At 32.1% G+C, this 26,618-nt stretch carries 27 protein-coding genes and 1 other RNA gene; 7 read left to right on the top strand and 21 right to left on the bottom strand.

The features are described from left to right. The 10 genes from ACH2BG_RS00230 to ACH2BG_RS00185 form a co-directional block, all read right to left on the bottom strand. Positions 1-618, bottom strand: a 618-nt coding sequence (locus ACH2BG_RS00230; RefSeq protein ID WP_395045733.1) for a CoA-binding protein, incomplete at its 3' end; no start/stop codon positions are given. A gap of 83 nt (positions 619-701) precedes the next feature. Continuing rightward, positions 702-1,064 (bottom strand): nuclear transport factor 2 family protein, encoded by a 363-nt coding sequence (locus tag ACH2BG_RS00225; RefSeq protein WP_395045732.1) that lies wholly within the window; start codon positions 1,062-1,064, stop codon positions 702-704. A gap of 2 nt (positions 1,065-1,066) precedes the next feature. Next, complete coding sequence (locus ACH2BG_RS00220) at positions 1,067-1,996, bottom strand: UDP-3-O-(3-hydroxymyristoyl)glucosamine N-acyltransferase (RefSeq protein WP_395045731.1); 930 nt, start codon at positions 1,994-1,996, stop codon at positions 1,067-1,069. Positions 1,997-2,002: 6 nt separating this feature from the next. Further along, on the bottom strand, positions 2,003-2,566 hold the full coding sequence (gene efp, locus ACH2BG_RS00215; protein ID WP_091477646.1) for an elongation factor P: 564 nt from the start codon (positions 2,564-2,566) through the stop codon (positions 2,003-2,005). Positions 2,567-2,653: 87 nt separating this feature from the next. Continuing rightward, complete coding sequence (gene lpxA, locus ACH2BG_RS00210) at positions 2,654-3,436, bottom strand: acyl-ACP--UDP-N-acetylglucosamine O-acyltransferase (protein ID WP_395045730.1); 783 nt, start codon at positions 3,434-3,436, stop codon at positions 2,654-2,656. 72 nt (positions 3,437-3,508) lie between these two features. Further along, positions 3,509-4,894: a bifunctional UDP-3-O-[3-hydroxymyristoyl] N-acetylglucosamine deacetylase/3-hydroxyacyl-ACP dehydratase gene (locus ACH2BG_RS00205; RefSeq protein WP_395045729.1), complete on the bottom strand. Its 1,386-nt coding sequence runs from the start codon at positions 4,892-4,894 to the stop codon at positions 3,509-3,511. Positions 4,895-4,896: 2 nt separating this feature from the next. Then, entirely contained in the window at positions 4,897-5,916 is a 1,020-nt protein-coding gene (gene lpxD, locus ACH2BG_RS00200) for a UDP-3-O-(3-hydroxymyristoyl)glucosamine N-acyltransferase (RefSeq protein WP_395045728.1), read from the bottom strand. A gap of 33 nt (positions 5,917-5,949) precedes the next feature. Next, on the bottom strand, positions 5,950-7,185 hold the full coding sequence (locus ACH2BG_RS00195; RefSeq protein ID WP_395045727.1) for an HD domain-containing protein: 1,236 nt from the start codon (positions 7,183-7,185) through the stop codon (positions 5,950-5,952). A gap of 77 nt (positions 7,186-7,262) precedes the next feature. After that, positions 7,263-7,988 carry a 3-deoxy-manno-octulosonate cytidylyltransferase gene (kdsB, locus tag ACH2BG_RS00190; protein ID WP_395045726.1) on the bottom strand — a complete coding sequence of 242 codons (726 nt, stop codon included), beginning with the start codon at positions 7,986-7,988 and terminating at the stop codon, positions 7,263-7,265. Between the two features lie 18 nt (positions 7,989-8,006). Then, entirely contained in the window at positions 8,007-9,428 is a 1,422-nt protein-coding gene (locus tag ACH2BG_RS00185) for an ATP-dependent RecD-like DNA helicase (RefSeq protein ID WP_395045725.1), read from the bottom strand. 108 nt (positions 9,429-9,536) lie between these two features. On the opposite strand from ACH2BG_RS00185, the gene ACH2BG_RS00180 reads away from it, so the two are divergent. Together ACH2BG_RS00180 and rsmD are read left to right on the top strand one after the other, a co-directional pair. After that, the gene (locus ACH2BG_RS00180; RefSeq protein ID WP_395045724.1) at positions 9,537-10,361 is read left to right on the top strand and encodes a DUF3822 family protein; all 825 of its coding nucleotides are present in this window, start codon (positions 9,537-9,539) and stop codon (positions 10,359-10,361) included. Continuing rightward, the gene (rsmD, locus tag ACH2BG_RS00175) at positions 10,352-10,936 is read left to right on the top strand and encodes a 16S rRNA (guanine(966)-N(2))-methyltransferase RsmD (RefSeq protein WP_395045723.1); all 585 of its coding nucleotides are present in this window, start codon (positions 10,352-10,354) and stop codon (positions 10,934-10,936) included. The genes ACH2BG_RS00180 and rsmD overlap by 10 nt, the downstream gene beginning before the upstream one ends. Here rsmD and ACH2BG_RS00170 read toward each other — a convergent pair whose 3' ends face one another. Together ACH2BG_RS00170 and ACH2BG_RS00165 are read right to left on the bottom strand one after the other, a co-directional pair. Next, positions 10,937-13,039, bottom strand: coding sequence for an outer membrane beta-barrel protein (locus tag ACH2BG_RS00170; RefSeq protein ID WP_395045722.1), 2,103 nt, complete (start codon positions 13,037-13,039; stop codon positions 10,937-10,939). A gap of 2 nt (positions 13,040-13,041) precedes the next feature. Next, positions 13,042-13,998, bottom strand: coding sequence for a dienelactone hydrolase family protein (locus ACH2BG_RS00165; protein ID WP_395045721.1), 957 nt, complete (start codon positions 13,996-13,998; stop codon positions 13,042-13,044). 137 nt (positions 13,999-14,135) lie between these two features. Here ACH2BG_RS00165 and ACH2BG_RS00160 point away from each other — a divergent pair, with 137 nt between their 5' ends. Both ACH2BG_RS00160 and ACH2BG_RS00155 read left to right on the top strand, forming a co-directional pair. Further along, a complete protein-coding gene (locus ACH2BG_RS00160) occupies positions 14,136-15,494 on the top strand; it encodes a sensor histidine kinase (RefSeq protein ID WP_395045720.1) in 1,359 nt (452 codons plus the stop codon). Between the two features lie 237 nt (positions 15,495-15,731). Next, the gene (locus tag ACH2BG_RS00155) at positions 15,732-16,421 is read left to right on the top strand and encodes a response regulator transcription factor (RefSeq protein WP_395045719.1); all 690 of its coding nucleotides are present in this window, start codon (positions 15,732-15,734) and stop codon (positions 16,419-16,421) included. Here ACH2BG_RS00155 and rnpB read toward each other — a convergent pair. Then, an RNA gene (gene rnpB / locus ACH2BG_RS00150) (RNase P RNA component class A) lies at positions 16,422-16,739 on the bottom strand. A 256-nt stretch (positions 16,740-16,995) separates the two neighbouring features. Between rnpB and ACH2BG_RS00145 the strand changes: the two genes are divergently transcribed. From ACH2BG_RS00145 to ACH2BG_RS00135, 3 genes are all read left to right on the top strand, one after another. Continuing rightward, positions 16,996-17,721, top strand: a complete 726-nt coding sequence (locus ACH2BG_RS00145) for a hypothetical protein (protein ID WP_395045718.1) — start codon at positions 16,996-16,998, stop codon at positions 17,719-17,721. A gap of 93 nt (positions 17,722-17,814) precedes the next feature. Then, positions 17,815-18,900 carry a DNA polymerase III subunit gamma/tau gene (dnaX, locus tag ACH2BG_RS00140; RefSeq protein ID WP_395045717.1) on the top strand — a complete coding sequence of 362 codons (1,086 nt, stop codon included), beginning with the start codon at positions 17,815-17,817 and terminating at the stop codon, positions 18,898-18,900. 194 nt (positions 18,901-19,094) lie between these two features. Then, positions 19,095-19,565: a DNA polymerase III subunit gamma/tau gene (locus ACH2BG_RS00135; RefSeq protein ID WP_395045716.1), complete on the top strand. Its 471-nt coding sequence runs from the start codon at positions 19,095-19,097 to the stop codon at positions 19,563-19,565. Position 19,566: 1 nt separating this feature from the next. Here ACH2BG_RS00135 and ACH2BG_RS00130 read toward each other — a convergent pair whose 3' ends face one another. The 8 genes from ACH2BG_RS00130 to thiS form a co-directional block, all read right to left on the bottom strand. Beyond that, complete coding sequence (locus ACH2BG_RS00130) at positions 19,567-20,277, bottom strand: HesA/MoeB/ThiF family protein (protein WP_395045715.1); 711 nt, start codon at positions 20,275-20,277, stop codon at positions 19,567-19,569. A 27-nt stretch (positions 20,278-20,304) separates the two neighbouring features. Beyond that, complete coding sequence (gene thiH, locus ACH2BG_RS00125) at positions 20,305-21,453, bottom strand: 2-iminoacetate synthase ThiH (protein ID WP_395045714.1); 1,149 nt, start codon at positions 21,451-21,453, stop codon at positions 20,305-20,307. 119 nt (positions 21,454-21,572) lie between these two features. Next, the gene (locus ACH2BG_RS00120; protein ID WP_395045713.1) at positions 21,573-22,349 is read right to left on the bottom strand and encodes a thiazole synthase; all 777 of its coding nucleotides are present in this window, start codon (positions 22,347-22,349) and stop codon (positions 21,573-21,575) included. Further along, a complete protein-coding gene (locus ACH2BG_RS00115; protein ID WP_395045712.1) occupies positions 22,330-22,968 on the bottom strand; it encodes a thiamine phosphate synthase in 639 nt (212 codons plus the stop codon). Before ACH2BG_RS00115 ends, ACH2BG_RS00120 begins: the two co-directional genes overlap by 20 nt. Next, positions 22,961-23,716 carry a hydroxymethylpyrimidine/phosphomethylpyrimidine kinase gene (locus ACH2BG_RS00110; RefSeq protein WP_395045711.1) on the bottom strand — a complete coding sequence of 252 codons (756 nt, stop codon included), beginning with the start codon at positions 23,714-23,716 and terminating at the stop codon, positions 22,961-22,963. The genes ACH2BG_RS00115 and ACH2BG_RS00110 overlap by 8 nt, the downstream gene beginning before the upstream one ends. Beyond that, a complete protein-coding gene (locus ACH2BG_RS00105) occupies positions 23,689-24,297 on the bottom strand; it encodes a thiamine phosphate synthase (RefSeq protein WP_395045710.1) in 609 nt (202 codons plus the stop codon). The genes ACH2BG_RS00110 and ACH2BG_RS00105 overlap by 28 nt, the downstream gene beginning before the upstream one ends. Positions 24,298-24,300: 3 nt before the next feature. Continuing rightward, the gene (thiC, locus tag ACH2BG_RS00100; protein WP_395045709.1) at positions 24,301-26,124 is read right to left on the bottom strand and encodes a phosphomethylpyrimidine synthase ThiC; all 1,824 of its coding nucleotides are present in this window, start codon (positions 26,122-26,124) and stop codon (positions 24,301-24,303) included. Between the two features lie 205 nt (positions 26,125-26,329). After that, on the bottom strand, positions 26,330-26,536 hold the full coding sequence (gene thiS, locus ACH2BG_RS00095) for a sulfur carrier protein ThiS (RefSeq protein ID WP_395045708.1): 207 nt from the start codon (positions 26,534-26,536) through the stop codon (positions 26,330-26,332). Positions 26,537-26,618: the final 82 nt, after the last annotated feature.

Genomic DNA, 26,618 nt, shown 5'->3' with positions numbered 1-26,618 from the left:
CATTACGATACAATGAGTTTCTGGGTCATTCATTAGTAATTCGACAGCTTCTTTAGTTGTAGTTCCAATAATTGGATCTCCACCAATTCCGATTGCTGTAGTAATTCCTAAACCTTGTTTTACAACTTGGTCAGCAGCTTCGTAAGTTAATGTTCCCGATTTAGAAACAATTCCTACATTTCCTTTTTTGAAAACAAAACCTGGCATAATACCAACTTTAGCTTCACCTGGCGTAATAATACCTGGACAGTTTGGTCCTATTAAACGACAATTTTTTCCTTTGATATAATCATTGGCTTTAATCATATCTGCAACTGGAATACCTTCGGTAATTGTAATAATTACTTTGATTCCTGCATCAGCAGCTTCCATAATAGCATCAGCAGCAAAAGCTGGGGGTACAAAAATAATTGTTGTGTCTGCTCCTGCCTTTTCTACAGCATCTTTTACAGTGTTAAAAACGGGACGGTCTAAATGTACAGTTCCCCCTTTTCCAGGAGTTACTCCACCTACAACGTTTGTTCCGTATTCGATCATTTGTTCAGCGTGGAAAGTTCCTTCGCTTCCTGTAAATCCTTGAACTATTATTTTTGAATCTTTATTGACTAAAACACTCATGATATATTTTTTATGTTATTTTTTTATTGTGTTGCAAAAGTAAGGTTTTGAAATATACTTTTTAATAATTTTGCTAAAATAATTTAACTCAATTGACTCATTTGAAATCCACGGTATAATTTATCGTCTTTTAGTTCCCAAATAACCATAAAATGTGCCAAAATCATTTCTTCTCTTGGGTTCTCGATTGTCTTTACATAATGACTGTATCTTACCGTAACTTTGTTATTATCTTCTAGCAAATGAGTAATATATATTCTTGAAGAATAATACGCTTTACCCATCTGGTTGGTTATATTTAACATTTCTTCTTTATTCATTTGAAGAAAACCTTTGCTACTATTCCAATCTAAGGATACATCAGGATGCATATAAACATCTAGTAATGTACTGTCTAAGAAAACATTAGATTTGTAAAAATCTTTAACTATTTCTTTTGGGGTCATTTTTATTTGAGTTTATTTATGATTTCGGGAATTCGTTTTATATTGGCTAATTGTTTTAGTTTTTCACGAGATTCTTGAACTGGAGTACCAAAATATGATTTTCCACCTTCAATAGACTTAGTTACACCTGTTTGTCCCATTACTACAGCTTTTGTCCCAATGGTTATGCCGCTAGTTGTACCGACTTGTCCCCAAAGTGTGACTTCATCTTCAATAATTACACAACCAGCAATTCCAGTTTGCGAAGCAATTAAACATTTTTTTCCAATAACCGTATCATGTCCTACATGTACTTGATTGTCAATTTTTGTTCCTTCACCAATAGTTGTATCACCTGTAACACCTTTATCGATAGTACAAAGCGCTCCAATTCCTACATTATCTTTAATAACCACGCGTCCTCCAGAAATTAATTGGTCGAAACCATCTGGACGTTTTTTGTAATAAAATGCATCAGCTCCAAGGATTGTTCCTGCGTGAATGATCACATTGTTTCCTATAATGGTATTGTCATAAATGGAAACATTAGAATGAATGAGACAATTTTCGCCAATTACGACATTGTTTCCAATGAAAGTATTGGGTTGAATAATAGTCCCTTTTCCTATTTTGGCGGAAGCCGAAACAGCAACATTCGACGCTTGAAATGGTCTGAAATGATTGGTTAATTTATTAAAATCTCGAAACGGATCATCAGAAATCAACAATGCTTTACCTTCGGGACAATCAACATTTTTGTTTATTAAAACTATTGTTGCTGCCGATTGTAATGCTTTGTCATAATATTTTGGGTGATCTACAAACACAATATCGCCTGCCTCGACGACATGAATTTCATTCATACCCAAAACAGCAAAATTATCATCACCCACATATTCGCAGCCGATAATATTTGCAATTTCTTTGAGGGTTTGTGTTTGGATAAATTTCATCAAAAATTATTTTACACGTTCCATATAAGAACCTGAAGCGGTGTCTATTTTTATTTTATCTCCTTCGTTGATAAATAAAGGTACATTTATAGAAGCACCAGTTTCTACCGTAGCAGATTTTGTAGCATTTGTAGCTGTATTTCCTTTTACACCTGGTTCAGCATAAGTAACTTCTAGTACTATTGATGCTGGCATATCTACAGAAAGAGGTAAATCGGTTTCGGTATTTACTTGTACCATTACGTTTGTTCCTTCTTTAAGTAATCCTGGATTATCAAGAATTTTTTTATCTAAAGTAATTTGTTCAAAAGATTCAACATTCATAAAATGAAATTGATCTCCTTCAGCATATAAGAATTGATAAGTATGTGTTTCTACACGAACTTCGTCTATTTTATGTCCTGCAGAAAAAGTGTTATCTAATACTTTTCCGTTAGATAAGCTTCGCAATTTTGTACGTACAAACGCTGGTCCTTTTCCTGGTTTTACGTGAAGAAATTCGATAATTTTATAAATATCGTGGTTGAATTTGATACACAATCCGTTTCTTATATCTGATGTAGATGCCATTTTGTTTATTTATTTGTTAATTTGTTTAATCGTTAATTTGTTTAATTGTTTAACCGAATTAACGATTAAACAATTATACTAGAAAATTTATACTCCTGTATATCCTTTCATAATACCTCTTGAAGAATTTCTAATAAAATCTAAGATTTCATCTCTTTCGGGAGTTGCTTCCATTTCTGCTTCAATGATTGCTAATGCTTGTGAAGTATTATAATTTTTTTGATATAAGGTTCTGTAAATGCTTTGTATTTCGCTAATTTTTTCGGTTGTAAAACCTCTTCTTCTTAGTCCTACAGAATTTATTCCTACATATGACAAAGGTTCTTTTGCTGCTTTTGTATAAGGTGGAACGTCTTTTCTTACTAATGAACCACCAGAAACCATTGCATGATCTCCAATAGAAATAAATTGATGAATAGCTGCTAATCCTCCAATAATTGCAAAATCCCCAACTGTAACGTGACCTGCAAGTGCTACACCATTTACTACAATAGCATTTTTTCCAATATGACAATCGTGTGCAATATGTGCTGTTGCCATAATTAGACAATTATCTCCAATAGTGGTTTGTCCTGAAGCAACTGTACCTCTATTGACAGTAACACATTCTCTAATTGTTACGTTATCTCCAATTACGGTAAGCGAATCTTCTCCTCCAAACTTTAAATCTTGAGGGATGGCAGAAATTACTGCGCCAGGAAAAATATTACAGTTTTTACCTATTCGCGCACCTTCCATAATGGTCACGTTAGAACCTATCCAAGTTCCGTCGCCAATAACTACATTATTATGAATGGTTGTAAATGGTTCTATAACTACATTTTTGGCAATTTTTGCGCCTGGATGAACGTATGCTAGTGGTTGATTCATATTTTTTGTTTAATCGTTTTACTGTTTAATCGATTAACCGAATAAACGATTAACCAAATCAACAAAAAAATATTATATTTTGGCTATTTGCGCCATCAATTCTGCTTCGGCAACTAATTTTCCGTTTGCGTAAGCATGGGCTTGCATGTGACAAATACCTCTTCTTATAGGAGTTATTAGATCACATTTGAATATCAATGTATCTCCGGGTAATACTTTTTGCTTGAATTTCACATTGTCTATTTTCATAAAAAATGTCAAATAATTTTCTGGATCAGGAACTGAACTTAAAATTAAAATCCCTCCTGTTTGTGCCATTGCTTCTACAATAATAACTCCAGGCATAACTGGTGCTCCTGGAAAATGCCCTACAAAAAACGTTTCGTTCATTGTTACATTTTTTAATCCAACTACTGAGCTGTCTGTCATTTCGATAATTCTGTCTACAAATAAAAAAGGTGGACGGTGTGGCAGAATACTCATAATTTTATGAATATCCATCAGCGGTTCTTTGTTTAAATCGTAAACAGGTACATGATTTCTTTGTTCAGCTTTAATGAGTTTAGACATTTTTTTTGCAAATTGAGTATTTACAAAATGACCTGGTTTGTTTGCTATTACTTTTCCTTTTATTCTTGTTCCAATTAAGGACAAATCTCCTATAACATCAAGTAATTTATGACGTGCTGCTTCGTTAGGATAGTGTAAAGTAAGGTTATCTAAAACTCCATTTGGTGTGACTGAAATTTTATCTTTTCCAAAAGCAATTTTTAACCTATCCATAGTTTCTGTAGAGATTTCTTTATCTACATAAACAATAGCATTGTTTAAATCACCACCTTTTATTAGTCCATTTTCTAGTAAAGCTTCTAGTTCATGCAAGAAACTAAAGGTGCGACAATCGGCAATTTCGTTTTTAAACTGGCTAATATTTTTCATACTCGCATTTTGAGTACCTAATACTTTAGTCCCAAAATCGACCATGGCAGTTACTTGATAATCATCACTTGGCATAACAATTATTTCGCTTCCAGTAGCTTCATCTATATAAGAAATCACTTCTTTTACAACATATACATTTCTTTCGGCTTCTTGCTCTGCAATACCTGCTTTTTCTATAGCTTGCACAAAATATTTTGACGAACCATCCATAATTGGAAGTTCTGAAGCGTTCAATTCGATAATAACATTGTCTAAATCGCAACCTACTAATGCGGCTAGAACATGTTCTGGTGTTTGAATTTTTACACCCAACTTTTCTAAATTTGTACCACGTTGTGTGTTTACAACATAATTTGCATCGGCTTCAATTATAGGCGAACCTTCTAAATCTACTCTAACAAAAGAGAACCCATTATTTATTGGTGCTGGTTTGAATGTTATCGTTACTTCATTTCCTGTATGAAGTCCAACTCCTGTTAGGGAAATTTCGTTATTGATGGTTTTTTGTTTGACCATAATTATTTTATTATTTTTTTTAATTCTTCTATTTCGGTAACAATTTTTGGAAGATTTTTAAAATGTACATACGATTTACTATACTCTGAATACCCGAAAGATGGACTTCCTTGTAAAGTTTCACTGTCTTTTATATTTCTTCCTACTCCTGATTGCGCTTGGATTTTTACATTATTTCCAATGATTAAATGTCCCGCAATTCCTACTTGACCACCAATCATACAGTTTTTGCCAATTTTTGTTGAACCAGCAATACCTGTTTGAGCAGCAATTACAGTATTTTCGCCAATTTCTACATTGTGAGCAATTTGAATTTGATTATCTAACTTTACTCCTTTTCTAATAATTGTAGATCCTAATGTTGCTCTATCTATTGTGGTACAAGCGCCAATATCTACATTATCTTCGATTATAACATTTCCTATTTGAGGAATTTTACTAAAAGTTCCGTCAGAATTTGGTGCAAAACCAAAACCATCGGCTCCAATTGTAGTTCCTGGATATATGTTGCAATTGCTTCCTATTTCTGTCTCTGAAAGAATTTTGGCTCCTGCAAAAATAACGGTATTGTCGCCAATTTTTACATTATCGCCAATAAAACTATTGGGATAAATTTTTACATTATTTCCAATAATTACATTTTCTCCAACGTAACTGAAACTTCCTAAATAAAAATTACTTCCGTATTTTGCTGATTCTGATAAAACACAAGGCACTTCAATCCCTGCTTTATTGTTTTTTGCTTGATTATAAAACTCTAAAATTTTAGCGAAAGCACCGTAAGCATCTTCTACTTTTATTAATGTGGTTGAAATTTCATTTTCAGGAACAAACGTATTATTTACAATTACTATCGACGCTTTTGTGTCATATATATAATTTGTATATTTTGGGTTTGATAAAAATGTTAAGCATCCTTCAGTTCCTTCTTCAATTTTAGACAACATAGAAACCGTAGCGTTTGGATTTCCAACAACTTCTCCTTCTAATATTCCTGCTATTTGTTCGGCCGTAAATTTCATTTGCACAAAAATATAAAAATTTAAAAAGAAACTTTAGTTTTTATTGAGTTGTTTTGGAAAACAAAGAAAATATTTTGTGACTTGTTTAGATAATGCTTTTAATGATAATTGATCTGACAATAATGCTACGTCTTCTATCGAACCATCTTTTTTGAGTATTCGTATGGGCTCAGCCAATTTACTATACGCTTGATTTCTTATTTTTCCTTTAAAAACAAAATATTTCGCTTCTTGCAGTCCAATATTATTTGTTTTTGAAAATTGCTCAGTTAATTCCTGAACTTCTTCTTTAGAAAATTTGTCTTCATTCATTTTAATTTTTAACAAATCTCTGTTTATTATCATTTTGCTTAATGAACTTAATGTAAAATCTTGGTGGTTTTGCCAATGTTTTATGGCGCCAACAATATCTGTATCATCTAGTTGAGCAAATTTATTTAAAATAACATCATTGAAATCGGTTAAACTTATTTTATTTTCAATAAAGAAAAGTAAATTGTCGCTGCAGGTAATTGCAATTCCTTTTTGGTACAATTCTTTAGCTCTTTTTAGTATGTTTGTTAAAGTAAGTTCTGCAACTAAACTGGTTTTGTGTAAATATACTTGCCAATACATTAATCTTCTTGCCATTAAGAATTTTTCGACCGAATAAATTCCTTTTTCTTCAATTACCAATACATCATCAACGACATTCATCATCTGAATTAATCGATCTGAATTTATTTTTCCTTCTTCGACACCAGAATAAAAACTATCGCGTTTCAGATAATCCATTCTATCCATATCTAACTGACTAGAAATGAGTTGTAACATAAATTTTCGAGGATATTCTTCTTTAAAAATCTGAATGGCTAAACTTAATTGTCCGTCGAATTCGACATTCAATTTATTCATAAATAACAACGAAATTTCTTCGTGATGCACAGCTTCTACAATACTGCGTTCCATGGCATGAGAAAATGGACCATGACCAATATCGTGAAGCAAAATGGCAATGTATAAAGCATTTTCTTCTTCGGCAGAAATGGTTGTGTTTTTAAATCGTAGGACTTGAATCGCTTTTTGCATAATATGCAAGCAACCTAAAGCATGATGAAATCTCGTATGATTGGCTCCTGGATAAACTAAAGAAGACAAACCCATTTGAGAAATTCTTCGCAATCGCTGAAAATACGGATGCTGAATTAAATCATAAATTAACGGATTAGGAATCGTAATGAAACCATATATTGGATCGTTAAATATCTTTAGTTTATTGGTGTTGCTCACTTTTTTTGAATTTATACAAATATAGAAATGAATTTAAGAATTAATTGTACAATCCTTAATTTTTACTGCTTCGAAACTTATAACATTCTCCTCGCCTTTTCTAAATCTTCAAGCGTATCAATTCCGATTCCTACATGAGTAGTTTCGACCATTTTGATGCGTTTTCCATATTCTAAATATCGAAGTTGCTCTAGTTTCTCTGAAGCTTCGAGTGATAGCATTGGTAAATTATAAAAGTCTAACAAAGCTTGTTTTCTAAAAGCATAAATACCAATGTGTTGCATATATCTTACGCCTACATTTTCTTCCCTTGGATATGGAATCACAGAACGGGAAAAATATAACGCAAATCCTTGTTGGTCGACAATTACTTTGACATTATTTGGATTTTCAATGTCATTTTTGTCAGTAATATTTCTCATTAAAGAAGCTAAATCTACTTTTTTGCCTGTATCATTTCTAAAGACTTCAATCACTTTTTCGAGTGGCTCTTTGTTGATAAAAGGTTCGTCACCTTGCACATTGACAATAATATCTACTTCTAGATTTTCTATAGCTTCTGCAATTCGGTCGCTGCCTGATTCATGTTCTTTGATACTCATAATGGCTTTCCCATTATTAGAAATAATTTCATTATATATCAAATCTGAATCGGTAACTACAAAAACATCATCAAACAAGTTAGTTTTAACAGCAGCATGATACGTTCGTAAAATAACAGTTTTCCCTCCCAAATCTTGCATGAGTTTGGCTGGAAATCTTGTTGAGGCGTATCGTGCGGGAATTACGGCGATTATTTTCATTTTATATTAGTGTATTTTTTATTCCACAAAATTTTCATCTTTAAAACCTATCAAATATAATTTATCTTTTGCTCTTGTCATGGCAGTATATAACCAGCGAATGTAATCTTTATCTATTCCGTTGGGTAAATATGGTTGCTCGATAAATACCGTATTCCATTGTCCTCCTTGTGATTTGTGACAGGTTATGGCATACGAGAATTTGACTTGTAACGCATTAAAATATTCATTTTCTTTTACTTTCTGAAATTGTTTAAACTTTGTTTCTCCTTCATAATCTTTCATCACTTCTTGGTATAATCTATTCGATTCTTCGTAAGATAATGATGGCGATTCGCTCGAAATTGTATCTAATAACAATACGGTTTCGTAAGGTTTTTGGTCTGGATAATCGACCATTCGTATCTTAACATTGGCAAATTTGAATCCGTATAATTCTTTTATATTTCGAATATCTAACACTTCGATAATATCGCCATTAGCAATAAAACCTGCTTGGTCAGAATCCTTTAACCAAAAGTAATTGTTTTTTACGACCATTAGAAAATCCCCTGTAGAAAGTTCACTTTCTTTATCTAGAATTTTTGTCCTAATTTGTTCATTATATTGATTGGCTCGTTTATTAGAACGAACTATAAACGCCGTATCTTCGATGCTATAATTACTATAAGCCGAATTTATGGCGTCTTGTATATCGTAACCATCGGTTAGTCGAACAATGTCTTTAAATCCTTTCAGATTAAATTTGAAACTATCAAAAAATACATCTTTCAATAATTCTCTAAGTTCTGTAGCATTGTATAAAATTCCTGAGTTTTCTTCTTGACGCATAACTTCATCAAATTCGATAGAATACACGTCTTTATTGTAATGCAAACTCAAAGTATTTGTATCTAAAGCTGGCGATATATCTAACTGAACTGGTGGTAATTGTGCCGTATCACCTAACAGAATCATTTTGCAGTTATCACCCGAATAGACATAGGAAATTAAATCATCTAAAAGTGAGCCATTTTCGTACAATTTAGATTCGGTATTCACATCCGAAATCATAGAAGATTCATCTATAAAAAAGATGGTATTCTTATGTTTATTAGATTGCAATGTAAATGAAACGCCACCGCCAGATGTCTTTTTAGGGAAATATATTTTTTTGTGAATGGTAAATGCTGGTTTGTTCGAATAATTAGCAATTACTTTTGCTGCACGACCAGTTGGTGCAAGTAAAACATACTTTTTATTAATTTCGATTAGGTTATTTACAATAGTCGAAATCACCGTTGTTTTTCCTGTTCCTGCGTACCCTTTTAGTACAAAAATTTCGTCTTTATTACTGTTTGTAATAAATTCTGCAATTTGCTGAAAGAAAATATCTTGTTTTACGGTAGGTTTAAAAGGAAATTTTTTTTGTAAAACACTGTAAAACAAAGAAGCACTCATTTATTTTTGATAAAATATTATATTTCAAATATACACATCAAAATTAACTTGTTTGTTTATTAAAGTAAAAAAAATTGTAGATTTGCTTTTTAATGATTTAAAGCCATTATGTCTTCAGCTAACGCTACAATTCTAGAAAAAAAATATAAAAATTTAGTACTCCAAGTTTCATTAACTGAGGTCTCTTTTTGTATTAAAGATACGTTGAAAGATAAAATTGAAACCATCAATAGTTTTTCGTTTAATAAAATTTCTAATCCAACAGAAATTGAACAATCATTAATCAAAGTTTTTAATGAAACGCCAGAATTAAATACAAATTTTGATGAAATTACTGTTTTACACAACAATAATTTACTCACTTTTGTGCCATCGGTTTTGTTTGATGCACAATATATAAGCAGTTATTTACAATACAATACAAAGGTTTTCGAGTCCGATTTTTTTGCTTACGATTTGGTTACAAACAACGATATGGTTACTGTTTATATTCCTTATGTGAATATTAATAATTTCCTGATAGATCGTTTTGGGAGTTTCAATTACAAACATTCGTTTACCATTTTAGTAAAAAAAGTATTAGAGTTTTCTAAAAATATTGATGAAACGCAGTTGTATGTTCACATTCAATCCGATAATTTTCAGATTATAGCGGTTAAAAATCAGAAGCTTTTACTTTTTAATACATTCGATTATAAAACCGAAGAAGACTTTATTTACTACTTACTTTTTGTAGCCGAACAGCTTAATTTGAATCCAGAAATGGTACAACTAAAACTTTTCGGGAGAGTTACTAAAGAAAGTAATTTATACCAAATAGCTTACAAATACATTAGAAATGTTTCTTTGTTTTTTGATCATAACAACATAGAAAATAAGATTTCACAACAAGAATATTTACAAAATTTTATACCGATACACGCGTGCGAATAATTTCAGGAAAATACAAAGGAAGAAGAATTAGTCCACCCAAAAACTTGCCAGTTCGTCCCACGACTGACATGTGTAAGGAAGCCTTGTTTAATATTTTAAATAATAATTTCAATTTTACGGAGCTTCGCGTTCTCGATTTGTTTGCAGGAACAGGAAGTATAAGTTACGAATTTGCCTCTCGAGGTTGTAAGCCAATTACAAGTGTTGATGGCGATATGGGTTGCGTGAATTTTATTAGAAAAACAACCAAAGAATTCGATTTTGATATCACGCCTATAAAAAGTGATGTTTTTGCTTTTTTAGAGAAAAACAAAGCCAGTTACGACATTATTTTTGCCGATCCGCCTTACGGAATGGAGCAAAAAGACTTCGAAAAAATTATTACATTGGTTTTCGAAAATGGATTGTTAGAAGATGACGGTATGATGGTTATCGAACATTCAAAATACACCAAACTCGAACATATGGAGAATTTTTCTTATGATAAAGGTTATGGTGGTTCGGTTTTTACCTTCTTCGAATTAGAACATGACGAGGAAGAAACGGGTGATGAAGATGATGAGATTGATGCGTAATTAACGTATTCTATTCTCTTCATCATTTATACTTTTTTCTTTAAATTCTGAATCTTTTATTTTCCCAAAAGAGTATCTAATTCCCAAAGAAATTTCATGCGTATCTGATAGATAGTTTGACTTCGAACTAACTTTATTTACCGTAAAATTTTCTTTGTAAACGAAATTTTTAAAAACATCATTAAAACTTAAGGTGCAATCCCATTTTTTAAAAAATGTTTTAGAAATAGCCAAATCTATAATAAACTCTGGTTGTCTTCTTTCAAAAACGCCTTCATATTGTGTTGTTAATCCCCAAACTGTTGTAGAAATGGTGTATTCTTTGGGTAATTTGAATAGATGATTTGAATAGTAATACATATATGGTTTAGATTCATTTTGTATGGCTAATTTGTCTTCAATTTTATTCAAAATAAAACTCAAACTATTATTTACAGTCCAAAATTTATAAGTAAAAGGAATAGTAAAATCTATTTCAAAACCAGTTTCTTTTTCAAAATTCTTCTGGCTAAAGGTTAAAATATTTTGAGAATTATCATAAATAAAATCTCCATAAACTGGATTCGAGTTTTTGTAATAACTCAATCGAATCAATTTATCATTGTATTGGAAATTAGTCGCAATTTCATCTTTTATTGTTGGATCAAGATTGATATTACTTCCATAAATAAAATAGGGATTTATATAAGTAGAACCTTGATTTGTGGAGGAATAATTTGGCCTAGCTATACTTTTAGAATAATTTAGAGTAATTGATTTTGAACTATCTACAGGAATGTCAAATTGTACTTTCGGGAAAAAATTAGTGTACTCTTTTTTAATTAAAGGCAAAATTTCATTTGTATATTTTCCAATAATATTAGTTTTTTCGATTCTAAAGCCTGCTGAATATTGCAACTTTCTTATTTTACCTGAAACTTGTGAATAACCCGAAATATTTTGCTCTTTAAAATTATATTTTGATACCGTTGAAGCCAGATTAATTAAATTTGAAATATCGGAATTTGTTTTGGCATTTGCATTAAGAAATAAACCACCAACCTCTAATTTTATCTCATTTTTAAATGTTTTTTCTAAATCTGTTCTTCCTGAAATGACTGAAACATTGAATTGCTGATTTCTATTTTGTACTGGTTCAAATGGAGAATCGTTATTACTGTTTTCAACTAACGTAGTTATTTTTTTATTAAAATTAGAAAACTGAAAACCAGAAAACAATTGGGTATTTATTGATTTTATTTTCTTAGAATAATTTGCAAATGAATTTATAAAAACTCGATGTTCATCATTATTACTTCGTGTTAAAATATTGTTTTCTATATTATTTTGTTTGTTGAAAGTTTTTGTGTTTATACCAAAGATATCTTTTTGAACTCTCGCATTTCCACTTATAGAAAAATAATCATTTTCATTTATTTTATAAAATAATCCGCTTCCAAAAACGAATTGTGGTCTTTTAGTATAAGCTTCTACATCATAATCTGAAATAATATTTGCCTCCGGAATTTCATATTTTATATTGTGTCTTTCCCAAATATTTAATTGATTGTAATTGAAATTTACTTTATATTCTAATTTCTTTTTTTTGACACTTGCATTAATTCCTAAATAATTATTGAATCCTTTTTTGATGGAAACCGTTTCTGTCAAATTGATTTTAAACCTTTCTTTTTTGCTTAATTTCCGTGTAATTAAAATTACAACTCTACCTTCCGCTTCATATTTAGCTGATGGATTATTTATAATTTCGATGCTCTTAATTTCATCTACAGACAATGTGTTTAAATCGTTTATTGTTACTTTTTGATTGTCTATATAAATTAACGGATTCCCTTTTCCAATAATACTAATGGTTTCTTTATTAGAACCAATAATTACATTTGGCAGTTTTGCTAATAAATCGATAGTGTTTGGAACTGATTTTAATATAGAATTTGCTATATCAACTTTCCGATTGCCGTTTTTATTGGTAAAAACTTTCTTTTCGTCTTTTATGATTACTTCTTCTAGCTTTTTAGTAATTGTATCTTGTTTGACTTCATTTTGTGCCAATGCTAAATTTGAAATCATCAGACTAAACAGTATTATTAGTGCCTTTTTCATTATTAATTTATTGAATTATGTAACCATTCTAACCAATCTTTTGCCACTTTATCCCAATTCTCTTTCTCATAAATAGGTTCTGATTTTTCGTTTACAGCAAAAAAATTATGCTCTAAATCAGGATAATTCATAAACCTAAAATTTTGTTTTCGATCTCGAATGACTTCTATTTGAAACAAATCATTATAGTTTGCTGCAACATCTTTTGAGCCATAAGTCACTAAAATTGGAATTTTAAGTTGTACTAGATTTTCTCTTTGTGGCAACGAAAAACTATAAGTAGCTTTATAAGTATCACCTCCATTATAATTGATAACAGTACTGTTTTCGACCACCGTTTTCCAATAATTTATTATATTTTCTTTATCACTTTCTTCTGATAAAATATTTACAATTCGGCCAAAAGGATTTCCTCCAGAATAAATTAGATGTGTTATTTTAGGACACATCGATGCCATTTTTGAAGCTATAGAACTTCCTTCAGAATGTCCAGCAACTACAAGCTTTTTCTTATCGACCCATGGTTCTTTACCTAACTGTTTGAGAATAAAAATATTTCTAAAAACATAATAGTCTAGATAATTTCTATCGGTATAACCTTTGGGTGGAATTTTATTTTCTTTATCTTTCAAATACATGAAATTTTTGCCCAAGATGTTAGCATTAGCAATAATTGGAATATTTGGCTTTGAAATAATTATAATATGAAAATCATCTAAAAAAGGCATTTCGTTAAAAGGTAAAGTCCCATACAATCCTTTTTCATCATAAATAACAACTGGTCTTGGCAAACTTCCTTGACAAAAGAAGAACAATGGTTTGGCTATTTTCTCTTCTCCTTTTTTAGAAATAACAATCAAATCAACTTTATCATCTTGAAATTTGAATGACATTTGTCTGTAACCAAAATCTTCTGGACTTTTTTGAGCAATGGCGTAATTTTTTGAAATTAAGAGCATAATTAGCAGGATTTTATTCATTTATTCTTCAATTATCGATGCAAAATTGCTTTCAAAATTTGAATCTGAAAGTTAATTGGAGGTTAATGCTAGGTTAATGTCTATTTTATTCCATAAAATCTATTATTTTTGAAGTGATGAAGAAGAAAATCAACTTATTAATTTTGTTTTCTGTTGTAGTGCTTATAGCGCTTTCAATTATGCAATTTTATTTGGTAAAAACCACTTATGATTATAAAGTAGCGCAATTTAGAGCGGAAGTAAAAACCAAAATTGCTAATATCACAAACGATTATAGTGATATCGATTCTACAATTTTTAATAAAAAGGATTTGTTGTATCGCGAATTGGCGATGAATTATATTTTAGATAATAAAACCCGAAACAGAATTAAAAATGCCATTCTACAAAACCAATTTAAAAAAGAATTAACTCATAAACTACAACTTAAATTCGAAGAAGAAATACCTGATTTAAAAATCGATTTTGCCATTGTTCTTAACAAGTTTGTACTTTATAATAATACTAAAATTGCAGACACCATTTTTGCAGAAAAATCAATAATTAGAAACAAATTATATGGTAATTTAGCTTCCCTAGACGATGCTTTTCTAGTCAGAAATTACGTAGGAACCACAAGCGGAAATACCTTAAGTTCTGATTTTAAATTACTTACAGAAGACGCTTTATATGTATCAGTTGCCAATTGGGAAACAATAATTCTGAGACGAATGTCAATGATTTTATGCTTTGCAATTCTCTCAATTTTAACCCTAATTTCGCTTTTTGTCATTGCCATTAAAGCTTTAATAAAACAAAAAAAAGTAAGTGATATCAAAACTGATTTTATTAATAATATTACCCACGAATTAAAAACACCATTGGCTACATTAGCTATTTCTACCAAAATATTAGAAAGAAAAGACATTCGTGATAACGAAAAACATTTCGATAATTTAGTGGCAACTATATCGCGTCAAAACAATCGTTTGCAACAATTAATCGATCAGGTTTTAAATAATTCATTGGAAGACAGCGAAATCGAATTACAAAAGGAAAAGATAAATTCTGAAATTTTTTTAAATTCAATTATAAATGATTTCAAAATTTCTAATCCATCGATTGCAATTTCAACAAAATTTTACGCCATCGAAACTTCCTTATTTCTAGACAAATTTCATCTTACAACAGCGATTCAGAATGTATTAGAAAATGCTGTCAAATATGGTTGTAATCATATTATTATTCGAACTTCATTAGTAAATAACCAATTCAATATTAGTATTCAAGACGACGGAATTGGAATTTCAAAAAGCAAACATTCCTTGCTTTTTGATAAATTTTATCGAGTAGAACAAGGCAATTTACACAATACAAAAGGTCTGGGGTTGGGTTTATATTATGTAAATCAGATTATAAAAGCACACCAAGGAACCATTGCTGTGATTAGCGATTTAGGCAAAGGAGCTGTTTTTAATATTAGTATTCCATCATAAAAAAATATTTCACGAAGATAAACACAGAGATTCACAGAGATTTATAACTCTTTTTATACAAATTATGCACTTATTTTAGTCCATTTATAGGCTAGTTGTCATTCCGACGAAGGAGGAATCTCATTATTTGCTTTTCTTTATGAGATTCCTCCTTCGTCGGAATGACAAAATAATTAAAAAATCCGTGTAAATCCGCTTTATCCGTGTCATTCGCGTGCCATTATAACACAATAATAAATGAAAAAAGTACTACTTGCCGAAGACGATTTCGATTTTGCCGATGTTCTAAAACAATATCTCGAGCTATACAATTATCAAATTACTTGGGCAAAAAACGGAGAAGAAGCCTTACTCCTATTTCAAAAAGAAACTTTCGATATTTGTGTATTTGATGTCATGATGCCAAAAATGGACGGATTTACACTAGCCGAAAAAATAATCGATATCAATCCAGAAACACCATTTGTTTTCTTAACTGCCCGAAAATTAAAAGAAGACAAACTAAAAGGATTGCAATTGGGTGCCGATGATTATATCGTAAAACCTTTTGAAGCCGATGAATTGGTGTTGCGTTTGAACAACATTTTAAAAAGAGGAGAACAAAAAAATCAAGCTATAATTTCGGTCGATGAAATTACAATTGGTAACTATATTTTCGATCCAAACAGATTAGAATTAAAGTTAGGTAACCATACGCAAAGACTTACAGAAAAGGAAGTTGCTATAATTTTATTTTTTCTAAAAAATAAAAACCAACTCATCAAACGAAATGGTATTTTACAAAGTATTTGGGGAAATGACGATTTCTTTTCAGGAAGAAGTATGGATGTTTTTATAAGCCGAATCAGAAAATATTTCTCTAACGACAATCGAATTACTATCGAAAGTATCCGCAATGTAGGCTTAGAATTTAAGATTCAAAACTAAAAAAAAAGCAGACCTATAAGCCGGATTCTGTTCTCATTATTACTAACGATACCTTATCATTTATCTAGGCTTGCAATTACTCACAAGCTCCATCTTTCTACCCTTCAGCAACGGACGAGAAGCCCTTAACTACCGATATACTTGAAATTTCACCGCATAGAGTTTACCTGGTTTCACTACAGCATTACCTGTACATACTTTCTGTTGCACTTGTCCTTGATCGATTGCTCAACCCGACGGGCGTTACCCGCTATGCTTCTCTCTGGTGTCCGGACTTTCCTCCCCCAATAAATTGGCGACGATAAGGCGGTCTGCGCTGCAAAAGTAACTTTTTTTAGGAGCTAATCCCGCTATTCGTTGCAATCTTTTTTTATACCTGACAGGTTTCAAAAACCTGTCAGGTATAAAAACTACTATCAGGGCTAGGGCATTTCGTTAATTGAGGAAGTTATGATTAAAAAAGTAACGTTAACTTTATTTCTACATAAGTATTTTCGTAGATTGCAGCAAGTAATTTTAGGTCATAGAACTATTACATACAACCCAAATAAAACGATAATCAAACAAAAAACCAATGAAAAAACTTACTCTTTCTTTAGTAATTATATTGCTATTAATGCCTAAACAATCCAAAGCACAAAATAATGGAGCAGCAATAGCAGCAGCTGCAGGAGGAATTGCTGCTATTGGAGCTGCAATTGCCTCAATTGATGATATGAAAGAAAGAGCTGAACTGACTGCTACACAATGGATTTTGACTAATCATCCGGAATTGACAGGTTTTTCATTAAAGACACTAGATTTCGATGGTAAAAAATTAAAAGATATGTCTTCCACTTCTGTTATTTCCTTCAAAATACAAGAATTTACTCCAACAGATAATGTGGTTCTTGATGGAAAAAAACAAATATTATTTGCTTTTACAAGTTACGGTTGGATTAATGAAGCAGGTATTGATTTCAATAAAGTGAATTGGTATTTGATTGATAGCGATGAATGGATGCGTATGATGGTAGCTTATTCAAAAGTTTCTTCAAAAGAAAAAAATGAAACCATTCTTAAAGAAAATTTAACTAACGGAGTAATTGTGAACAGAGGTGTAAAAGTTAAAGGTAAGCTAGAAGTACCTTTTTTTAAATTAGAAGGTGACATGTATTTAGCTGTAGATTATTCTTCAGAAATGAAATTGATTTATAACGAAAACTCTTTAGGTATTTTTATAAAAAAAACTCATGATTTGGTTCAGATGCGAAGAGGAAACGTTATAAATATTCATGAATTTCTTTTTGATGGGAAATAGATTTAGTGATTAACCAAAACATTTCAAAACTTTTGACTTTTGACTTTTGACTTTTGACTTATTACATCTATATTTGCTTTCGAATAAATTTCTATGGAACAATTTGTAGTATCGGCTCGTAAATATCGTCCGCAAACGTTTAAAGACGTTGTGGGACAACAAGCCATTACCAATACTTTACTAAACGCTATAGAAACCAATCATCTGGCTTCTGCCCTATTGTTTACTGGACCTCGTGGGGTAGGAAAAACAACTTGTGCCAGAATTTTAGCTCGAAAAATAAACCAACCTGGTTACGACGACCCAAACGAAGATTTTGCATTCAATGTTTTCGAACTAGATGCAGCTTCAAACAACTCGGTCGATGATATTCGTAATTTGATAGACCAAGTTCGTATCCCGCCACAAACAGGACAATATAAAGTTTATATTATCGACGAGGTTCACATGTTGTCATCAGCGGCATTTAATGCTTTTTTGAAAACATTAGAAGAACCACCAAAGCATGCCATTTTTATTTTGGCAACGACCGAAAAACATAAAATTATTCCAACGATATTATCTCGTTGTCAGATATTCGATTTCAAACGAATTACTGTCAAAGATGCTAAAGAACATCTAGCCGAAGTCGCTGCCAGTCAAGGTGTAATTTGCGAAGATGATGCTTTGCATATTATTGCTCAAAAAGCCGATGGCGCCATGCGTGATGCTTTGTCAATTTTTGATAGAGTCGTTTCTTTTTGCGGAAACAACCTTACACGTCAAGCAGTTACGGAAAATTTGAATGTTCTGGACTACGAAACTTATATTAATGTAACGGATTTAATTTTGGAGAATAAAATTCCAGAATTACTATTGGCTTACAACGATATTTTAGCAAAAGGTTTCGATGGTCATCATTTTGTAGCTGGATTGGCTTCTCATTTTAGAGATTTATTGGTTAGTAAAACGCCTGCAACTATTGCTTTGCTAGAAGTTGGCGAACAAGCTCAGAAAATGTATTATGCTCAATCTCAAAAAGCATCGCAAGATTTTCTTTTGCAAGGAATAGATTTGGCTAATGATTGTGATTTAAAATTTAAGGTTTCTCAAAACCAGCGATTACTTGTAGAACTTTGTTTGATGCAATTAGCCTCTATCACTTTTGATGGAGAAAAAAAAAAGCTAAACAATATATAATTCCACCTACTTATTATCGGAATTCAGGGTTTTCAATTACTGAGGTTAAAATCAATAATCAAATACCCGAAAACATTTCAGAAGTTGCAATTGTCAATGAACCTGCAACGGAAATTCCTATTGTTGAAGAAATTCAGAAACCAATTGAAGTAGTTTCAAGTCCTAAAGTTGATGAGATTACTTCGTCTAATGCAATGACGAATGTACCAAAAGTTTCGGCTTTGTCTATGAAAAGTATTCAGGCTAAACGAGCATTAGAAGCGCAACTAAAACCTATAGAAAAACACCACGACGAGTTACCAACAGAGCCATTTACAGAAACTCAAATGTTGGAACAATGGATAAAATATGCCAATAGATTAGGAGATAAAGGTTATAAAATCCTTGAGTCTTTATTATTACTTGACGACCCGAAACTAGAAGGTACAACTATTATTCATGAGTTGCCAAATGAGAGTTCTAAAATAGATTTTGATGGCGAGAAACACGATTTGTTAGGTTATATTCGAGGAAAACTACACAATCACAATATTACGATTGAGATAAGAATAAACGAAACTATCGAAATTAAAAAAGCTTTTACCGTTCAGGAAAAATATGATCGATTGAAAGGTTTGAATCCAGCGTTGGAATTACTTAGAAAGACTTTCGATTTGGATTTGTAAATTAAAAATTTAATTTTTTAAATGACCAGTCTAAGGTATTAAAAATGATTAATTCATTTTTTAAAGTTGGTAAATCTGTAATCAATTTTAGAGTTTCGTGCGCCATTATTGTTCCTATAATACCTGGTAAAGTGCCTAAAACCCCATTAAAATTACAATTAGGTACATCTTTTGGGTTGGGAGGTTCGGGAAATAAATCACGAAGATTCTTGCTTCCGTTATGGTTAAAAACCGCCATTTGCCCTTCAAAATTTAAAATACTGCCGTAAATTAGTGTCTTTCCAACTTTCACGCAAGTGTCATTTACTAAATATCTGGTGCTAAAATTGTCTGAACCATCAACAATAATATCGAAATCTAGAATGATTTTTTCGGCATTTTCCAAAGTCAATTTCTCATCAAAAGCAATTATATTAATCAATGGATTTAAAGCTTCTAAAACTATTTTTGCTGTAATCGCTTTAGATAATCCAACTTGGTTTTCGGTATATAAAATTTGGCGGTGCAAATTATGTAACTCAATAACATCAAAATCTACAATTCCAATAGTTCCTACTCCTGCCGTGGCAATATATTGTAAAATAGGACAGCCTAAACCTCCTGCTCCTACTACTAAAACTTTGGATTTCTTTAATTTTTGCTGACCAATATCTCCAATTTCGGGCAACATTATTTGCCTATTGTATCGTAAAAAATCTTGTATTATACTCATTTGATTTCAGATTTTAGATTGCTGATTTTAGATTTCAGATTGAAATGAAAATTTTTTATGTCTCCCTTCGGGGATTAAGGGGCTATCCGTCCAAACTGGTTCGTATCCGTTATTTGAAATTACCTTTGCTATTTCCTGAGCAGAGCGTTCATCGCTAATTTCAAATTGTTCTAATGATTGCGGATCGACCACATAACCACCCGGATTGGTTTTGGAACCAGCACTCATACTCGTCACTCCTATTGGAATAATATTGTTTCTAAAGTTTTCATTTTCTCTGGTCGAAATAGAAATTTCTAAATCTTCGTTCCATAATCGATAAGCACAAATAAGTTGGGTTAAATCTTTATCGTCCATAATAAAATTAGGCTCGATAATTCCTTCTGCTGGACGCAATCTTGGAAAAGAAACCGAATATTTACTTTTCCAATAGGTTTTTTGTAAATAATCCAAGTGCAAAGCATTAAAAAAACTATCAGTCCGCCAGTCTTCTAATCCTAATAAAACGCCTAGACCTATTTTATGAATGCCCGATTTTCCTACTCTATCTGGTGTTTCTAGACGAAAATCAAAATTTGATTTTTTCCCTTTTGGGTGGTATCCTTTATATACTTCTCGATGATAGGTTTCTTGATATACTAAAACTGAATAAACGCCAGCCTCATGTAATTGTTGATATTCTTCTGTTGAAAGTGGTTGTACTTCGACCGATATATTTGAAAAATCACCCCTAATTTGTGCAATAGCATTTAGAAAATAATGAATGTTTACAGTATAATTGGCTTCTCCCGTAACAAGTAAAACATGATCAAAACCTGACTTTTTCAAAGCTTCGACCTCCAATGTGATTTCGCTATCGGTAAGGGTTTTTCGTTTTATTTTGTTATCCATACTAAAACCACAATAGGTGCAAATGTTTTGACATTCGTTGCTCAAATACATAGGTGCATACATTTGAATTGTTTTACCAAAACGTTTTTTGGTCAATTGATGCGTTATTTGAGCCATTTGTTCTAAATATGGCAAAGCTGCAGGTGAAATTAAGGTTAAAAAATCATCTAAATTGCGTTTATTTTTCGATAATGCAAGTGCCACTTCTGAAGCCGTCGTTTGATAAATTTTTGCCTTGATTGTTTCCCAATCGTAGTTTTCAAAGATGTTTTTAAAAGTGTTCATTTAATTTTTTTTATTTCAAGTTTTTTGTCATTTCGACGAAGGAGAAATCACACACGCTATGAGATTTCTCCTTCGTCTAAATGACAAGTTTGTGGATAGTTTACATTACCTAAAAAAGACTATTCATATAAAAATGCCGTCAACGGACTTGATGCTACTGCATACTTATATTGTTGACCAATTTTTGCTTCAAAGGCTTTTCGTCCTGCAATTACAGCTTCTCTAAACGCTTCTGCCATTAGTTTTGGGTTTCCAGCCACGGCAATCGCAGTGTTTACTAATACAGCATCGGCACCTAATTCCATAGCTTTCGCAGCGTCGGATGGCGCTCCAATTCCTGCATCTATAATAACTGGAACTTTACTTTGCTCGATAATAATTTCTAAAAAATCGATGGTTTTTAAGCCTTTATTACTTCCTATGGGTGATCCCAATGGCATAACAGCCGCAGTTCCAGCCTCTTCTAAATGCTTACATAAAACTGGATCTGCGTGTATGTATGGCAAGATGATAAATCCTAATTTTGCCAATTCTTCAGTAGCTTTTAAAGTTTCAATAGCATCGGGCATTAAATATTTTGGGTCGGGGTGAATTTCTAGTTTCAACCAATTAGTTTCTAAAGCTTCACGAGCCAATTGGGCTGCAAATATGGCTTCTTTGGCATTTCTTGCTCCCGATGTGTTGGGCAATAAATTAATTTTAGGATGTTTTAAATGTGATAAAATTACATCGGTTTCGGTTTCCAAATCAATACGTTTTAGTGCTACCGTAACCAATTCGCTTCCTGATGCTAAAATCGCTTCTTCCATTTGAAGGTTAGAGCCAAATTTTCCTGTTCCCAAAAACAATCGAGAATTAAAATTTTTATCTCCTAATTTAAATATTAATTCCTTCATATAATTTTTTATTTAGTTGATTTATTAGTTGTAATTTATTTTCGCTATGTGTAATTAAACCAGAAACAGCAATGCCGTGAATACCTGTTTTCATAAGGCTTTCAATATTTTCGAGTGTGATGCCTCCAATGGCATAAATAGGAATTTTGATATTTTCGTTCATCATATTTTCTATAATAGAACCATAGCCTTCAATTCCTAAAATTGGACTTAAATTATCTTTTGTTTTTGTAAACTGAAAAGGTCCTAGTCCAACATAATTGCAATCTTCGTTTTTTCTTTGAAGTACCTCATTAAAAGTATTTGCAGTTCCGCCAATAATTTTATGATTACCTAATAGGCTTCGTGCGTCTTTGATTCGCATATCGTTCAACCCTAAATGCACCCCATCGGCATCAATTTGAATAGCTAAATCTACTTTGTCATTAATGATAAAAGTCGCCTGATATTCCTCACAAAGCATTTTTACGGCTTCCGCCAAAGTGAAAAGCTCGAGCGAATTCCCATTTTTGAATCGCAACTGTATCCACAAGCAACCATTATCCAAAGCTTTTTTGATGTTATGCAATTGTTCTTCGTGTGTATTTCCTTGAGAAATGTATTGTAACTTATTATACATGATGGTATCCTAATTTTGTAGGGTTAGATTGCAAAAAGCTTTCTATATATTTTTTTGCATTAATACATGCCATTTTAATATCTTGTTCTAAAGCAAGATTGGCAGTAATTGCTGCGGATAATACACAGCCAGAACCGTGTTTCTCGAAAGCGATTATTGTGTTTGGTAAAAGCTTAAAAACGTTAGCTTTAATATATAAAAAATCGACGCCTATAGCATCAGTATTATGTCCTCCTTTTAGTAAAACTGAACAAAATTCAGAAAGAATTGAAGCCGTATTTTCGATGCTATATTTTTCGACAGTAAGTTGTAAAATTTCATTATAATTTGGAGTAATTAGATCTATATTCTTTAATATTTCTATCAAAGTAAATTGATTTTCGATGGTTAAAAAATTAAAATTAGTCGATGATTTTAAAACTGGATCCCAAACTATTTTTGTTTTAGGGGAAAGTTTTTTTATAGTAGAAACAATTTCTTTTAAATAATCTAATGAAGGAATAATTCCAATTTTTACTGCTTTAATCTTATAGTTTTTAAACAATTTGTCTAATGATTTCAAAATAAAAGTCAAGTCTGTCCATTGCATTTCGTAGAATGCATCTTCCGTTTGAATGGTGTTTCCAGTATTAATAGCAAAACCATACACAGGATGTTGTTCGAATGTTTTTACATCTGCCAAAACTCCTGCTCCTGCTAAAGGATCAAATCCTGCGATTGTTAATACGAAAGGGTGATTTGCTGACATTTTTTAAAATTTTCAATTGATCTATTACTGTTCCAAATACTGCCTAAAAGAGCTATATCATCAAAACCATTTTCTAATGTTTGTTGGATGTTTTCCAAAGAAACTCCACCTAATGCCACTAGCTTTGTCGAAAAATTAGTACGTTTTTTTATGGCTTCAAAATGATTAATATTAGAAATATAATCTGGCTTTGAAATACTCGGATAAATTGGACTAAGGAAAGCATAATCAAATTCTTTTGATAAGGTATTGAAATCTTGAATCGAATGAATTGAAGTTGATGCAATTGACGTTTTACACCTGACAGGTTTTAAAAACCTGTCAGGTCTTGTGAGTAATTGCACTCGGTTTTTCCCTGTAACGTGTAGTCTATTGATTCCGAATCCAACCGCTAAATGATGATGACTATGTAAAACCAATTTGTTTCTATATTCCAATTTAATTTCAGATAAAAAAACTTTCATTTCTTTTTCTGAAAAATCAGGTTTACGAATATGCAACAACATTAATCCTTCCGCAAACAGCGAATGAATTGTGTTGATTTCATTCCTAATAGAAATAGCATTGGTAATGACTATCATATTTTAGATGTAAATTTCTTTCCCATTTTCTACAAATTCTTGTGACTTCTCTTGCATGCCTTTTTCGGCTTCAGCTACGTCACGAATTTCTTGTGATATTTTCATAGAGCAAAATTTTGGACCACACATTGAACAAAAATGCGCCACTTTTGCCCCATCAGCAGGAAGTGTTTCATCATGAAATTCACGAGCTGTATCTGGATCTAATGATAAATTGAACTGATCTTCCCAACGGAATTCGAATCGAGCTTTGCTTAATGCATTATCACGATATTGTGAACCTGGGTGACCTTTTGCTAAATCGGCAGCATGAGCAGCAATTTTATATGTGATAACTCCGTCTTTTACATCTTTCTTATTGGGTAATCCCAGGTGTTCTTTTGGTGTTACATAACACAACATAGCGCAACCATACCAACCAATCATTGCAGCTCCAATAGCTGATGTGATGTGGTCGTAACCTGGTGCAATATCTGTTGTTAATGGTCCTAATGTATAAAATGGAGCTTCATCACAATGCTCCAATTGTTTGTCCATATTTTCTTTAATCATATGCATAGGAACATGTCCTGGACCTTCTATAAAAACTTGTACATCGTGTTTCCATGCTACTTTTGTAAGTTCTCCTAGTGTTTCTAATTCGGCAAATTGTGCAGCGTCATTTGCATCGGCAATGGAACCTGGACGCAAACCATCTCCAAGTGAAAAAGCAACATCATATTGTTTCATGATTTCGCAAATGTCTTCGAAATGGGTGTAAAGGAAATTTTCTTTGTGGTGGTACAAACACCATTTTGCCATAATCGAACCACCACGTGACACAATTCCAGTAACGCGATCGGCAGTTAAATGAATGTAACGTAAAAGTACTCCTGCGTGAATTGTGAAATAGGAAACCCCTTGTTCGGCTTGTTCGATTAGAGTGTCGCGATAAATCTCCCAAGTTAAATCCTCGGCAATGCCATTTACTTTTTCTAAAGCTTGATATATTGGTACTGTTCCAATAGGCACTGGAGAATTACGAATAATCCATTCTCTAGTTTCGTGAATATTTTTTCCTGTGGATAAATCCATTATTGTATCTGCTCCCCAACGACAAGCCCAGACTGATTTTTCTACTTCTTCTTCGATGGTTGAAGTTACAGCACTGTTTCCTATATTGGCATTTATTTTTACCAAAAAATTACGCCCTACAATCATAGGTTCGCTTTCGGGATGGTTAATATTGTTAGGAATTATAGCACGACCTCTGGCTACTTCACTACGCACAAATTCGGGTGTGATTTTACTTTTTGGTGTGTTTGCTCCAAAGCTATTACCGTTATGTTGGCATTGCATGGCTTTTGTTTGCTCATTGATGAGTTCTATGCGTTGGTTTTCACGAATAGCAATATATTCCATTTCAGGAGTGATGATTCCTTGTTTTGCGTAGTACAATTGCGATACATTGGCGCCTTTTTTGGCACGCATTGGTTGGTGTAAATACTCGAAACGCAAATGGTCTAATTTGTCATTATTTAGGCGTTCTTTACCATATTTTGAAGAGATTTCGGTTAGAATTTCTACATCATTTCTGTCTAAAATCCATTCTTCACGAAGGCGTGGCAATCCTTTTCTAATGTCTATTTCGAGGTTTGGATCGGTAAATGCACCCGAAGTATCATAAACGGTGATTGGTGGGTTTTTTTCTATTCTTCCGTTAGACATTTTTGTATCTGCTAGTGAGATTTCCCTCATGGCTACTTTTATGCGATGAATTGTACCATCGACATATATTTTTGTAGAATTTGGGAATGGTGTTCTGGATATTTTTTGTTCGTTGTTCATGTTTTTTAATTTATATTTTTTCTTCTTTTTTACTTTTTTCTTCTCTGCTAGGAATAATAGTGGAAAGTCCGTAAAGGCAAAACCGTAAGAAAGCAAGGAGTAGGAAAGGACTAAACGAAGCTCTTTTTATCACTATGTTTTTGAGGTTTTGACTGCGGACTTGAAACGTCCCGATAGCTATCGGGAAGCCCAATCACCCTAACGATTATCCGCCTTGCGTTGCCGATATGATTAAGATGTCGTCGGTTTGGTTGAGAGTATGATTATTCCAGTTGATTTTTGGAATAACGGTGTTGTTTATGGCTACAGCGATGCCGTTTTGTTTGGTGGGAATTTCCAAATCAAGTAGTGCCTGAACCGTAAGGTTTTCTGGTGTGAAATGCTTGATTTGATTGTTGATTTTTAGTTCCATTCCTTTTAGAATTTAGTATATAGTTATACTTTAGGAATGGCTATAATTGTACATAGGTGTACAAGAAAGTCTTCTTACTTTT

The sequence above is a fragment of the Flavobacterium sp. genome (assembly GCF_043779715.1).
Lineage (GTDB): Bacteria > Bacteroidota > Bacteroidia > Flavobacteriales > Flavobacteriaceae > Flavobacterium.
The sequence above is the reverse complement of the archived record's forward strand: the minus strand, read 5'-3'. Positions and strand labels throughout refer to the sequence as shown.